10 protein-coding genes are annotated in these 13,153 nt (G+C 61.7%); all 10 read right to left on the bottom strand.

The window, feature by feature from the left end; translation table 11 throughout:
- Positions 1-21: 21 nt before the first annotated feature.
- The 10 genes from rfbB to asnB all read right to left on the bottom strand — a co-directional run bounded on the left by rfbB (position 22) and on the right by asnB (position 12,371).
- Positions 22-1,044 carry a dTDP-glucose 4,6-dehydratase gene (rfbB, locus tag ACWHTU_RS07555; RefSeq protein ID WP_447862882.1) on the bottom strand — a complete coding sequence of 341 codons (1,023 nt, stop codon included), beginning with the start codon at positions 1,042-1,044 and terminating at the stop codon, positions 22-24.
- 3 nt (positions 1,045-1,047) lie between these two features.
- Positions 1,048-1,782: a sugar phosphate nucleotidyltransferase gene (locus ACWHTU_RS07550; RefSeq protein ID WP_447862881.1), complete on the bottom strand. Its 735-nt coding sequence runs from the start codon at positions 1,780-1,782 to the stop codon at positions 1,048-1,050.
- Entirely contained in the window at positions 1,779-2,831 is a 1,053-nt protein-coding gene (locus tag ACWHTU_RS07545) for a UDP-glucuronic acid decarboxylase family protein (RefSeq protein ID WP_447862879.1), read from the bottom strand. The genes ACWHTU_RS07550 and ACWHTU_RS07545 overlap by 4 nt, the downstream gene beginning before the upstream one ends.
- 6 nt (positions 2,832-2,837) lie before the next feature.
- Positions 2,838-3,944: a glycosyltransferase family 4 protein gene (locus tag ACWHTU_RS07540; RefSeq protein ID WP_447862877.1), complete on the bottom strand. Its 1,107-nt coding sequence runs from the start codon at positions 3,942-3,944 to the stop codon at positions 2,838-2,840.
- On the bottom strand, positions 3,941-5,854 hold the full coding sequence (locus ACWHTU_RS07535; RefSeq protein WP_447862876.1) for a polysaccharide biosynthesis protein: 1,914 nt from the start codon (positions 5,852-5,854) through the stop codon (positions 3,941-3,943). Before ACWHTU_RS07535 ends, ACWHTU_RS07540 begins: the two co-directional genes overlap by 4 nt.
- A gap of 83 nt (positions 5,855-5,937) precedes the next feature.
- Positions 5,938-7,197 carry an O-antigen ligase family protein gene (locus tag ACWHTU_RS07530; protein ID WP_447862875.1) on the bottom strand — a complete coding sequence of 420 codons (1,260 nt, stop codon included), beginning with the start codon at positions 7,195-7,197 and terminating at the stop codon, positions 5,938-5,940.
- Positions 7,194-8,246, bottom strand: coding sequence for a glycosyltransferase family 4 protein (locus tag ACWHTU_RS07525; RefSeq protein ID WP_447862874.1), 1,053 nt, complete (start codon positions 8,244-8,246; stop codon positions 7,194-7,196). Before ACWHTU_RS07525 ends, ACWHTU_RS07530 begins: the two co-directional genes overlap by 4 nt.
- Before the next feature lie 8 nt (positions 8,247-8,254).
- The gene (locus ACWHTU_RS07520) at positions 8,255-9,241 is read right to left on the bottom strand and encodes an NAD-dependent epimerase/dehydratase family protein (protein ID WP_447862873.1); all 987 of its coding nucleotides are present in this window, start codon (positions 9,239-9,241) and stop codon (positions 8,255-8,257) included.
- Positions 9,238-10,404, bottom strand: a complete 1,167-nt coding sequence (locus tag ACWHTU_RS07515; protein ID WP_447862872.1) for a glycosyltransferase family 4 protein — start codon at positions 10,402-10,404, stop codon at positions 9,238-9,240. The genes ACWHTU_RS07520 and ACWHTU_RS07515 overlap by 4 nt, the downstream gene beginning before the upstream one ends.
- Positions 10,401-12,371 (bottom strand): asparagine synthase (glutamine-hydrolyzing), encoded by a 1,971-nt coding sequence (gene asnB, locus ACWHTU_RS07510; RefSeq protein ID WP_447862870.1) that lies wholly within the window; start codon positions 12,369-12,371, stop codon positions 10,401-10,403. The genes ACWHTU_RS07515 and asnB overlap by 4 nt, the downstream gene beginning before the upstream one ends.
- Between the last annotated feature and the right edge of the window lie 782 nt (positions 12,372-13,153).

Raw genomic sequence — 13,153 nt, 5'->3', positions numbered from 1 at the left:
CTCCTCCCTGCCTTTATCCCGTTACCCCGTTACACCCTCTCGGAGCCGTTTCCCGTACATCCGCTCGTAATAGGCGCGGAACTCGCCGGATTTGATCTTCCGCCACCATCCCTCGTGGGTTCGGTACCAGTCCACCGTCGCCCGCAAGCCCTCCTCGAACGGCACGGTCGGAGCCCAGCCGAGCGCGCGGAGGCGGCTGCAATCGACCGCGTACCGGCGGTCATGCCCTGGCCGGTCTTCAACGAAACGGATGAGCGACGTCGGCTTGCCGAGTTGTTCCAAAATCATCTCCGCCACGGCGATGTTTTCCCGTTCATTTCCGCCACCCACGTTGTACACGGTTCCCGGCCGGCCGTTGAGCAGCACGTGCTCGATAGCCGAGCAATGATCGTGGACCGATAGCCAATCGCGGCGGTAGCGACCGTCCCCGTAAATCGGAAGGGGCTGATCGTCGATCGCGTTGGTCACGCAGAGCGGAATAAATTTCTCCGGATACTGATGGGGGCCGTAGGTATTACTCCCCCGCGTGATCAGCACGGGGAACCGATACGTCGTCCAGTAACTGCGCACCAGCAGATCGCCGCCCGCCTTGCTGGCCGCATAGGGACTGCGGGGAATCAGCGGATCCTCTTCGGTCGACATGCCCGTTTCCACGCTCCCGTACACCTCGTCCGTGCTGACCTGCAGATAACGCTCGACCTTCGCCTTGCGGGAGGCCTCCAGCAAAACCGCGGTGCCCACGACATCCGTCTTGGCAAAGCTGTGAGGATCGAGAATTGATCGATCCACGTGGGTTTCCGCCGCAGCATTGACCACGGCTTCGATCCCCTGCTCTTTGAGCACCTGCTCGACGGTCGCGGCGTCGCAGATATCCCCGTGAACGAAGGTGTAACGCGGATGTCCGGCCACGTCGGCGAGATTCTCCAAATTGCCTGAGTAGCGCAAGGCGTCGAGATTGACCACCTGGTGGCGCGGATCCGCCAACAGTCTCCGCACAAGGTGAGAACCGATGAATCCGGCGCCGCCGGTCACGAGGATTCTCATCCGTCAACCTTCCAGCTTATTCGCCCCCGTTTGGGCCACCAGTTGATTGGCCAGTAAGAGGGATTCGATCGTCCCGGCGTCCGTCCACCAACCGTCGAGAAGATCCCACGTCAGCTCGCCCGCTTCGATATAAGCGTTGTTCACGTCCGTGATTTCCAGCTCGCCTCGGCTCGAGGGCTTGAGGGTCTTGATAATGTCGAAGACCCGCGCGTCGTAGAAATAGATGCCCGTAACGGCATAGGGCGAGCGCGGCTGCTGAGGCTTTTCCTCGATCCTGACCACCCGCCGGCCGTCCAGCACTGGCACGCCAAAGCGCTGCGGATCCTTGACTTCTTTCAGCAAAATCTTTGCGCCGGTTTTTTGCTCCCGAAAGGCCTGCGCCGCGCGGAGAATATTGCGCTCGATGATGTTGTCACCCAACACCACACAGACCGATTCACCGTCGGCAAAGTATTCGGCCAGCCGAAGCGCATCGGCGATCCCGCCTTCGCCTTCTTGATACGTGTAATCGAGATGCCTGAGGCCGAACTCTTTGCCGTTTCCCAACAGCCGCAGAAAGTCACCCGCATTGTTGCCGCCGGTGACGAGCATGATTTCCCGAATCCCGGCGTTGACCAGGGTCTGGATCGGATAATAGATCATCGGCCGGTCGTACACCGGCAACAGGTGTTTGTTCGTCACCCGCGTCAGCGGCAGTAGCCGCGTGCCGAGCCCTCCTGCAAGCACGACGCCTTTCATCGGAACTCCTTGATCCCTTGCCACGAACCAGCCTGTCCCCTTCCCTCCAACACGCGCCGGAAGTACTCAATGGTTTTGAGCAGTCCCTCTTCCAACTTGACGTGCGGCTCCCAGCCCAGCAGCGCCTGCGCTCGTCGGATATCCGGGCGGCGCACCTTTGGATCGTCCACCGGCAGAGGGTGGTACTGGATTGCGCTTGAGGAGCCGGTCAGCTTCAACACCAGCTCGGCGATCTCCATCACCGTAAGTTCGCGGGGATTGCCGAGATTGACCGGGTCATGAATGCTGGCAGGCTCCGTCGAAGACGGCGCGGTGAGGAAACGCGCTCGATCCGTCCGTTCATCGACGCTTCTGTCCGATTCGGCCAGAAGCAACGCCACAATACCACGGATCAAATCGTCCACGTAGCAAAAACTGCGCGTCTGCGTCCCGTCGCCGAACACCGTGAGCGGCTTGCCTTGCAACGCCTGAACGACGAAATTGGACACGACACGCCCGTCATGCTCCCGCATCCGAGGGCCGTAGGTGTTGAAGATCCGGACGATCCGGGTGTCCAGACCGTGATAGCGATGGTAGGCCATGGTGAGAGCTTCCGCAAACCGTTTGGCCTCGTCGTAAACTCCTCGCGGGCTGATCGGGTTCACGTTCCCCCAATAGGATTCCGGCTGCGGATTGACCAGCGGATCGCCGTACACTTCCGACGTGCTCGCCAAAAGAAACCGCGCCCCTTTCGCCTTCGCCAGCCCGAGCGTCTTGTGCGTGCCCAAGGCGCCGACCTTCAGCGTGGCGATCGGCAGCTCCAGATAATCTTGCGGACTGGCTGGCGAGGCGAAGTGCAACACCGCATCGAGCGGGCCGTCGATGTGCAGATAGTCGCACACGTTGTACTTCACAAAGCTGAACCGCGCGTGGCCCAGGAGATGCGCGATGTTCTCCGGTCGGCCCGTAATGAAATTGTCCATGCAGACCACCTCGTGCCCCTGCGCGATCAGGGCGTCGCACAAGTGGCTGCCCAGAAAGCCGGCCCCGCCGGTGATCAGAACTCTCATACAGGTTCAGGTTCGACGTTCAACGACTTGCTCGTACACCGCCACCATGGCCCGGGCCGTCCGGTCCCAGGTGAACCGCACCGCCCGAGTTAATCCCCTCTCGCGGAGATCGCGGCGCAGGTCCGCATCGGTAAGCACCCGCGCCATCGCGTCGGTAAAGCCTTGGGTATCCGTCGGATCGACCAGGATGGCCGCGTCGCCCGCGACCTCAGGCAGCGACGCGGCATTGGAACTGATCACCGGACAACCGCACGCCATCGCTTCCAGCACCGGCAAGCCGAAACCCTCGTACAACGAAGGAAAGACGAAGACGGCGGCGTGTTGATACCACTCGATCAAGCGCTCATCGCTCACGACGCCGGTGAAGATCGTTTGCTTCTCGAGACCGGCTCCGGCAACCTGGTCGCGTACCTCGCTTCGCTTTCTGACATCCCCCACGAGGACCAGATCATGTGCTTCCCGGATCGGGAGCGCCAGTTTAGCGAACGCCTCCACCAACGTCGAGACGTTTTTGGTCGGATCTGTACCAGCCACGCAGAGGACATAGGGACGCCCCCTTACCCCTCCCCTCTTCCCCGAGGGGAGAGGATCTGGGCGAAAGCGCGTCAGATCCACGCCCGGCCGAACCACGGTGACCCGAGACGCCGGAAGTCCCGCCAGTCGCAGAAGGTCTTGTCGCGATGCCTCCGAGTCGGTCACCACATGGTCGAGGCCGGCCCATCGATCCCCGACTAAGATCCGCTGGACCACGCTGCCGAAGTTCCTACGCGGACGGAGTTCGCCGAAGAGGAGCGGCTTCACGTCATGAACAGTCGCGATGAATTTGCCTCGCTTCCACGCCACACGGGAGTCGTAAGGAAAATGGAGGAGGTCATAACGTCCGACGAGCAAGGGAGCCGCTTGCTCCCAAAAGCGCCTCCGGAATAGGGGAAAGCGAATCACCCGGTAGCGAAAATTGGGCCGGTCCGCAAACCGGCAGACATCCGTCGGCATCAACACGTCGTACTGATTGTCCCGATCCACCCGCCCAATCGCTTCAATCAGTTCCCGGCAATAGCGCCCGAGTCCAACGTTGAAATCCTTCAGATGCCAGGCGGCAATGACGAGCTTCACGAGGTGAAAGCCGAGACGGTCGATTCGCCGGCGGCGGGTGGAGCATAGCTCGAAACCAGTGCTTTGAGCACGTCGAGCATCCGGTTCGGATCCTGACAGTGGAGCGAGGTTTCAAGCTCCTTGAGCGCGCGGTCCCACTCGAGCGGCAGGCTCCCGCGCCAGACCGCCCGTTTGATTTTCGGGTGGCACGTCGGCTCGACGCATTCCGTTCGGTCGAACAACTCTTCGAACAGTTTTTCGCCCGGTCTGAGCCCCGTGTACACGATCCGAACATCTTTGTCCGGAACCAGCCCCGCCAGGACGATCATGTTGCGAGCCAAATCCGCCACCCGAATCTGTTCACCCATATCCAGGACGAAGACGTCCCCGCCCACTCCCAACACGCTCGCCTGCAGCACCAACTGCACGGCTTCGGGAATCGTCATGAAGTACCGTTTGATGTCCGGATGAGTCACCGTGACCGGTCCGCCTTTCCGAATCTGTTCCGCAAACAGCGGGACCACGCTGCCGTTGCTGCCCAACACGTTGCCGAAGCGGACGACCGTAAATTTGGTGGCGCCCCAACCGTTCAATTGTTGAATCAGCAATTCGGCGACCCGCTTCGTGGCCCCCATGACGCTCACGGGATTGACCGCCTTATCCGTGGAAATCAACACAAACCGCTGCACGCCGGAGAGGAGCGCCGATTCAGCGACCGTGCGTGTGCCGAAGATATTGTTGCGAACCGCTTCGCCCGGATTGCGTTCCATGAGCGGAACGTGCTTATGCGCCGCTGCGTGGAAGACCAGATCGGGAGAAGTTTCCCGAAAGACTTCGACCACCCGATCCGGCAGCGTTACATCTCCCAGCACGGGTAGAAGCGAAAGCTCCGGAAAGCTCCGCCGCAGCTCCAGATCGATCGCATAGAGGTTGTTTTCATACCGCTCGAAGAGAATCAACGAGGCCGGCCGATAGCGCGCGATCTGTCGGCAGAGCTCGGAACCGATCGACCCCCCGGCCCCCGTCACCAGGACATTCTTGCCCTTCAGAAGCGGATGCAACTCCTGTCGATCGGTCTCGATCGGCTCGCGTTGCAGCAAATCTTCGAGGCTCATAGGCTTGATCTGTCGCAGTAAGACAGGGTCGTCCAGCAATTGCTTGACGCTCGGCAGAATCTTGATCGGCACCGTGCAGCCCTCCGACGCCGCGAGAATCTTTTGCTTGACCGCGGTCGAAGCCGAAGGGATCGCCACGATGATCTCCTGTGCCTCGCAACGTTCCGCCGCCGCCTTGATGTCGGCGATCGTTCCGATGACCGGAATGCTGTGGATCCTGGCCTTCCGTTTCACCGGATCATCGTCCACCAGCGCCACAGGTTTGTAAGTAGCTCGACGGTCCGTAAGCATGTCGCGGACGAGCCGTTCTCCGGCGTTGCCGGCGCCGACGATCAACACGCGCCGGGCCGTCGGCCCGAAAATCTGGAGCCATTCGCGGAACCAGCGCACGCCGAGACGAATGCCGGCTAGATACAACCCGCAGAGCAGACCGGTGAGGATGATGATTGAGCGCGGATACGCCGCCCAACGCAGCAATCCATGAAGAATGACGTACAGCGCGGCCGAGCCCGCCACAGAGGCCCACAGGATCCGCCCCAGATCGTGCAGGCCCACGTATCGCCAGAGGCCGCGTTGGATACCGAACACCCATAGGCCGGCGCCGAATACGGACAGGACGAAGGGAAGCCCGTACAGCGCCAAACGCCTGTATGGCGCGGGGAGCGCGCCGTCGAACCGCAGCAGGAAGGCGGTCAGATTGGCTAGCGCGATCAAGGCCAACTGGGTCGTCACTACCAGCACACGGCGATGACGGAGAATGGTCTCGCCGAAGGTGTCCGATAATTTCCTGAACAGCGCGATAGCGAACGTCTTCATACGTTGTCTGCTACCAGTCGGCGAAGAGGGAACGGCATGATGCCCATAGCAGATAGCGCGAAGAAACTCAATCCTTTCTCCGATTACGTTGCAGATGGTCGCGGTGGAAGATGCAGCACAGCCGCGGCCAGCAACACCCAATAGAGGATCGCCAGGGTTCCGACGAACATTTGGTCAAACAGCAATCTGACCATCAACCCCGCCGTCGCCACACTCGCCCCCAGCAGCACCGACCGGTCCACGGACGCCTCTGCCGATCGGAACCCGGCGGTCAGATGACGAAAGATCGAACCGATCAACCACAGGAACAAGAGGAGGCCCGGCAAGCCGACGTGCAAGGCCAGGTACAGCAGGATGTTGTGGGTGCCGTGCATTCTCACGGGGGCATGGCCAGGCTCGACAGTCTCGGGTTGATCGGCGTACACCAACTTAAAGTTGTCCTTGCCGTACCCGATGCCGACCAGCGGGTGTTCGGCGATTTCCTGCAGGCTGAAAACCCAAATGTCGAACCGGTGAATGACGGACGAAGGCGTGCTGCGAATCGGGATGGAGGACCGGATCCGCTCAAGTGACCGAATCCCAGCCCAGTCCGCGGCGAGAACAATCGCCAGCGCGAGGACGACCGCCGCCGTCGCGCTCCCTGCCATGAGCCACGCGGAGCGACGTCGCAGCAGCCACCCGAAGGCCCACAATTCGCACAGCAACGCCACCAACCCAGCGCGCGAGTGGGTCAGCAGGAGACAACACGCGGAAAGGGCCGCCACCGAGCCGCCGGACAGCCGCAGCCATCGACTCCGCGCCTCGAACGCCAGGGCCAGGCCGACAGGCAAGAACATCACCAAATAGGTGGTCAGCCAGACCTCCGCAGGCAAAAACGATCGCATGGCCTGCGGGTCCGTCGGGTTGAATTCGGCGATGCCGTATGCGCTGACCGGAGCCAGAGCGGCGAGTAACCAGGCCAGAAGATAGCGCCGGTGTTCCCCTTCCCGAAAGAAATGCAGCACGGCGTAAAACACGAGGACCTGCTGGAGCAGCTTGCCATATTCTTTGAGGCTGTAGACGGGAAACGTCGCGAACGGGATCGTCAACCCGACCCAGAGGACGAAGGCGGCGATCGGCCGATCGAACGGCGTCCGAACCAGGAACACCCGGCGGCGGCCTGCGCACCACCAGGCCAGCAGGATCAGGAGGACAATGAACCCGTTCCGCTCGACAACCAGGAGCGCAGTGAAAGGCAAGGAGCAGATGAACGCGTACAACGCGACGCGGATGAGGTCGTCCAGATCGGGCCACCGCACGGTCCACCTGGCCGGCTTCTCACCGACTGCCTCGCCACCGCTCATACCTCCGCCTCCTGCTGGACCCGCCGTTGCTCCACCAGGCCGACACCCGCGCCCAACGCGCCGAACACCGCCAACCAGCTTAGGATAATGATCGTCCGACCTGTGCTGTCCCCGTGATGATACAGCCAGGCGGCGATTCCGCAACATGCCATCAGCGCATACTCGGCCAGCACCGTCCGCCGGTGTCCCCAGCCGCTCAGCACTAGCCGCTGGTAATAGTGGACGCGATGGGCTTCCCACACCCGTTCTCCGCAGAGAGCGCGGCGAAGCACCGTCGCCGTCGCGTCCAGAATGAAGGGGGAAAAGACCATAATGGGAACCCACACATCAAAGAGCCCCTCCCGCTGCCCAAGCAGCGTCAGCGCGCCGGCGAGAAACCCGATGGGGACACTCCCCACATCCCCCATGAAGATCCGCGCGGGAGGAAAATTGCTCAGCAGAAATCCCGCCGCCGCCGTCGCCACCATAAGAGAGAGGACGAAGACCAACGCATGGGCGTCCCGCCACGCAAAATACGCCAGAAAACCGAACCCGACCAGCGTCATCCCCCCCGCAAAGCCGTCCATGCCGTCCATGAAGTTGTACAGATTGGTCATCCAGACGAGAAACATGAGCGTGACCGGCCAGGCCGCCCAACCCAAATCAAGATAGCCGAAAAAGGGCACCCACACGGAGCGGAGCACCACATCCGCCCCGACAACCAACGCCAGCGCCGCGACGACCTGCACGCCGAATCGCAGGCCGATCGGCAAGCCCCCTCGGTCATCGCAAAACGACACCGCCGCGAGCAGTGCCGTGGCACCAATGATCCAGACACCGGTCGAATGCCATAGAAGAGCCGCGGTCTCCTGATCCCATTGGCCGGCCAGCGTGGCCAGGCTGAAGCCACACGCGGCGCTGATGAGGACCGCCACTCCTCCCGTTCGCGGCGTCGGCACCTGGTGCAGGGACCGCTCATTGGGATGGTCCAGCAGGTAGAGACGAGACTGCGGATCGGAGAGACGGCGCGTGAGCCGCCACGACAGGACAAACACGACGCTGGCTATCACGAGCGCGCTCATTGCTTGGCGTGGCGATAGAAAGCGACCAATTCCGGTACCGTGTCTGCGAAGGAAAAGTCCGGCCGATACCCCAAATCGCGGGCGATGGCGTCCGAGCAATACCAGGCCGGCTCGATGAGCTTCTGAACAGCGGCACCCGTCAACGGTCCCGGTCGCTTCGTCAACGCGCGCACCACATCCCCGGCGCCTCCCGCCACCTTCAGCAGCCACAGTGGCACGCGCCACGCGGGAATCGGCTTCCCCAAGCCGGCGCAAAGGAGTTCATAGATGGTGGTCACACTGTACGGTTCCGCATCGGTCACAACGTAGCAGGGCTTGAACGGGCTTTCAGCTTGAAGAGTCCGGAGCACGGCCTGCGTGAAATTGTTCACATGGAGCATACTGCGCACGCCGGCGATCGGGGGCAGCGGCGGAAACCGGCCTCGATCGATCGCCGCGATCATCCGGAACAGGTTCCCCTTGTCCGTTGGGCCGTACACCATTGGCAGCCGTAGCGAGACGCCGCGGAACCTGCCGGACCGAGCAAGATCATCTACGAGTTGTTCGGCAGCCCATTTCGACCTAGCATAGGCGGTGACCGGCGCCGGAGGCCATGATTCATCAACACAGCCGTCGCTGGTTTCTCCGAAGACCTTCACAGTGCTGGCGAAGATGAACCGCCGGATGCCCGCCGCAGCGGCACCTTCCAGCAGATGCCGTGTTCCTTCGACATTGATCGAATGATACTCCTGCTCGTCGGCGGACAGTTCGTCCAACGCATGGACCTTGCCGGCCAAATGAACGACCGCCTGGCATGCCGTCACCGCGGCCTTCATGGCCGCCCGGTCGCGCACATCGCCGGTGACCACCTCGCACCGGCTGTCGCCCTGCGACAACCCGGCACGGTGATACAAGGCACGAACGGTGTAGCCTTCGCGCAACAGCGCGTTAACAAGGGCTTTGCCCAGAAAACCCCCGGCGCCGGTGACCAGAACCCGCATCATACCCACGCCGGCGCCTGCCTTCCATCTCCCCGAAGATCGAGCAGTTCGCGATACAGCGCGAGCATGGCTCCGGCGATCTTCGACACAGAATACTCGCGCACCACCATGTCGCGGCCGGTTCGGCCCATTGCCGCGCAGCGATCCGCATCGGCGAGCAGCAACACAATGGCATCCGCCAACGCGTCGGGGTCTCGCGGCGGGACGAGGAGTCCGTTCGACCGATGGCGGACGGCCGCACGGCACCCCGGCACATCCGTCGCAATCACCGGCTTGCCGCACGCTGCCGCTTCAAGCAGCACCTTGGGTAGCCCTTCACGGAACGACGGCAACACAACCAGCGTGGCGGCAGCCAGCACGGCTGGCATGTCCTCGCGGTGGCCCCACCATTCGATGTCGCCCGCATCTGCCCACTCCCATAGGCGACTCGGAGGGATCGCCGCCGGATTATGCGGATCACATCGGCCCACCAACACGAAACGCGCCCGGACGCCCTTGTGTCTCACCAACCTTGCGGCCTGAACAAAATCCGCCACCCCCTTGTCCCACAGCATGCGGGAGGCCAGCAAAACGATCGGCGCACCGGGCTCCGGCGCGCCGGGAACAAATCGCTCGGTATCTATGCCCGAGCCGGCGATGATCCGCGCCTGTTGTGGTTGGACGACTCCCTGAGCGACCAGGTAATCGCGATCTTCGCCATTTTGAAAGACGGCCACGGACCGGCTTAATCTGATGGCGATCTTCAACGCCTTCAACAGCGCCAAACGGAGCATGGCTCGGGTGTCTCCCCGATCCGTAAAAGCATAGCCGAGTCCGGCGAAGGCGTTGACGACGACAGGCACCCCGGCGAGCCACGCCGCCAGCGATCCGTAGAGAATGGGTTTCATCGCGACCTGGTGCACAAGCTGCGGCCGCTCCTTCCTGTACAAGCGGATGAGTTCCCAGATCGCCGCGAGGTCCGCCAGTGGATGGCGGCTCCGGCGCGCGAGGCGAAGGGGATAGAGCCGGAATCCCTCTTGTCTGATGAGTGCGCCGTGGTCGGCTACTCGAGTGGCGATCCCCACATCGAACCCGGCGTCCCGCGCCGCCCTGGCCAAATCCAGGCGATGCGACCAGAAATACCAGTCTTCAGTGATGAGAAACAGGAGGCGCGGCCGTGCGTTCATTCCGACCTGAGCCACGCCTGGAACATCAAGATCGTCCACAGCGGATACTGCCAGTTCCGTTTTCCGCACAGATGCTCGGCCCACTTTTCTCGGATCGGTTGCAGATTGAAAAATCCGTCTTGCCGCAAACAGCCTTCATCCAATAGCGACTCCGCCCAGTCCCGCAGCGGCCCGCGCAGCCAATGGTCGATCGGCACGCCGAATCCCATCTTGGGCCGCTCGATCAAGGCTCTGGGGACATAGCGGTCGAGGATCTGCCGAAGAATCCACTTCCCCTCCCCTTCGCGTCGGATCTTCAACGACAGCGGAAGCCCCCATACGAATTCCACCACCCGATGGTCCAGCAGCGGCACGCGTGCTTCGAGACTGACCGCCATGCTCGCTCGGTCCACCTTCACTAGAAGGTCGTCCGGCAGATAGGTGACCAAATCCAGATACATCATCCGCAACGTAAAGTCCTCCAGATCGGCCCACCGGGAGCGATCCGTAATTGCAGTGAGCGGCTCCGCCGCGCCGATCACCACGGATGACGGATCCTGCCACAGGGAGACCAAGCTGAGATACATCCGTTCCGGACTCTCCATCGCCAGAACTGCCGCCAGCTTGTGCAACTTGTCTCCGGGATTCTGGAAACTCGGCGCCAGGGAACCCAGGTGCCGTAGCGCGGTGTTGAGCCTGGCGGGCGACAGGAGCGTCAATCCGCGAGCGAGCGCGTGTCGAAGAGCAACCGGCATCCAGCCGATTTTTCGCCACAGGCTGCGCCCGACAAAATACCGGTTGTAGCCGGCGAACAGTTCGTCGCCCCCGTCTCCGGACAGGCTCACTGTCACATGGCGGCGAGCCAATTCAGATACCAGAAACGTGGGAATCTGCGACGAATCGGCGAACGGCTCATCATAGATCGCGGGCAGGCGCGGAATCACCGCCATCGCCTGTCGCGGGGTCACATACAGTTCCGTGTGGTCCGTCCCCAGGTGCTGCGCGACCCGCTTGGCATGTTGCGCCTCGTTGTATTCGTCTTCATAAAAGCCGATCGAAAAGGTCTTCACAGGTCTCGTGCTTTGCGCCTGCATGAGCGCAACGACGGTGGAACTGTCGATCCCGCCGGAGAGAAACGCGCCGAGCGGTACATCCGCGATCATGCGGAGGCGCACGGCTTGACGCAACAGCGCGTCCAATTCCTGCTCGGCCTCCGACTCGGCTCCTCGAAACGGCGACGCGCACCCCTGTTCGGCGACTATCCTGGCCGACCAGTATCGCACCGGTTTCCAGCCGTCCGGCGATTCGGGATCAGGAGAGAACCCCTCGGCTCGCGTCGCCCGTTCGGGCGTGACGGTCAGAATGCAGCCGGGCGGCAACTTGTACAGATTGTGATAGATCGAGCGCGGAGCGGGAATATACCCGTGCCGGAGATAAAGCACCAACGCGTCCCGGTCGATGTCGGCACGAAAGGCTGGGTGACATCGGAGCGCCTTGACTTCCGAGGCGAACACGAAGCATCGGCCGGCCCAGCCGAAATAGAGCGGTTTGATCCCCAGCCGGTCACGCACCAGAGAGAGCACCTGGTCGGTGCGATCCCACAGCGCGAACGCGAACATCCCAACAAAGCGGGTAACGGCGGATTCCACCCCCCATTGTTCGATCGCCGCCAGCATGACTTCGGTGTCTGAATGGCCGCGGAACTTGGCGCCATGATTCTCCAATTCGCGACGAAGCTCGAGAAAGTTGTAGACCTCGCCGTTGTACGAGATGACGTAGCGGCCGCTGGCGGAGACCATCGGCTGATGGCCCTCAGGTGAGAGATCTAGAATCGACAGACGAGCATGGCCGAGACCGAGCCCTACAGCTGGCTCGCACCATACGCCGCGGTCGTCTGGCCCGCGGTAGCGAATAGACGCCGCCATCGCCTCAACCATCCGGGCGAGGTCAGGTGCTTGGTATCCGAAAACGCCGGCAACCCCACACATTGGCAGACACGAGTTGACCTAATCGGTGAATTGACTAGGGTCAACGATCACGGTAAATAGAGCAGCGAGCTTTATCGACCTGAGCAAGCAGAAACCATTACAATCTCTCAGCTTAAAGCACGACCTGCTTGGCCACACTTGCCAGAATCAAGCCCACGTGTCAACCAATCTCTCGCGATCGAAGCCCAGGAGTGGGAAATTTTTCAATCATGAGGCTCCTCCTGGACACTTACATTTTCCTCTGGAGCCGGACCGACTCAACAAGCGTGTGGCCACAGAACTGGACAACCCGCCAACGAGCTGTGGATTGCGCCGCTTAGCAACTGGGAAGTGATAATGCTTGCCGAGAAAGGACGCGTCCACCTTACGCCAGATTCAACGACGTGGCTCCGCCAGGTATTCAGGACAATTCCGTTACAATTCCGTTCAAAGAAGCGCCGCTGACCCCTGAGGTTTCCTTCCAGAGCCATTCCGTTAACCTCCCCAATCAGGATTTTGTTGATCGCTTTCTTGCAGCGACAGCCATGGTCTATGAGCTCACCCTCGTCACTGCGGACGAACGCCTGATACGATGCGGGCAGGTCTCCACTCTGCCGAACTGAATCGGGCCAAACCGTCCCTGGCCTGAGTAACCGGGCATCCGGTCGCTTCTTTTTCTTAGCACGATAGGACTGTCGTCCGTTCCCCGATGGTGAAGCCGGTCCATCATCGCACGGAGCACGGGCTCAGCCTCACGGCTGAGCAGGTAGGGCTGGAGCAATCCGACGATACCGCACATGGCG

The organism is Nitrospira calida, assembly GCF_976986435.1.
Note: the sequence above shows the minus strand (reverse complement) of the source record. Positions and strands in the feature narration are given on the sequence as shown.

Bases quoted from the DNA above. Each gene is read 5' to 3' on its own strand.
- rfbB (WP_447862882.1), bottom strand. From the start codon at position 1,044: ATGAGAATCCTCGTGACCGGCGGCGCCGGATTCATCGGTTCTCACCTT.
- ACWHTU_RS07550 (WP_447862881.1), bottom strand. From the start codon at position 1,782: ATGAAAGGCGTCGTGCTTGCAGGAGGGCTCGGCACGCGGCTACTGCCG.
- ACWHTU_RS07545 (WP_447862879.1), bottom strand. From the start codon at position 2,831: ATGAGAGTTCTGATCACCGGCGGGGCCGGCTTTCTGGGCAGCCACTTG.
- ACWHTU_RS07535 (WP_447862876.1), bottom strand. From the start codon at position 5,854: ATGAAGACGTTCGCTATCGCGCTGTTCAGGAAATTATCGGACACCTTC.
- ACWHTU_RS07530 (WP_447862875.1), bottom strand. From the start codon at position 7,197: ATGAGCGGTGGCGAGGCAGTCGGTGAGAAGCCGGCCAGGTGGACCGTG.
- ACWHTU_RS07520 (WP_447862873.1), bottom strand. From the start codon at position 9,241: ATGATGCGGGTTCTGGTCACCGGCGCCGGGGGTTTTCTGGGCAAAGCC.
- ACWHTU_RS07515 (WP_447862872.1), bottom strand. From the start codon at position 10,404: ATGAACGCACGGCCGCGCCTCCTGTTTCTCATCACTGAAGACTGGTAT.
- asnB (WP_447862870.1), bottom strand. From the start codon at position 12,371: ATGTGTGGGGTTGCCGGCGTTTTCGGATACCAAGCACCTGACCTCGCC.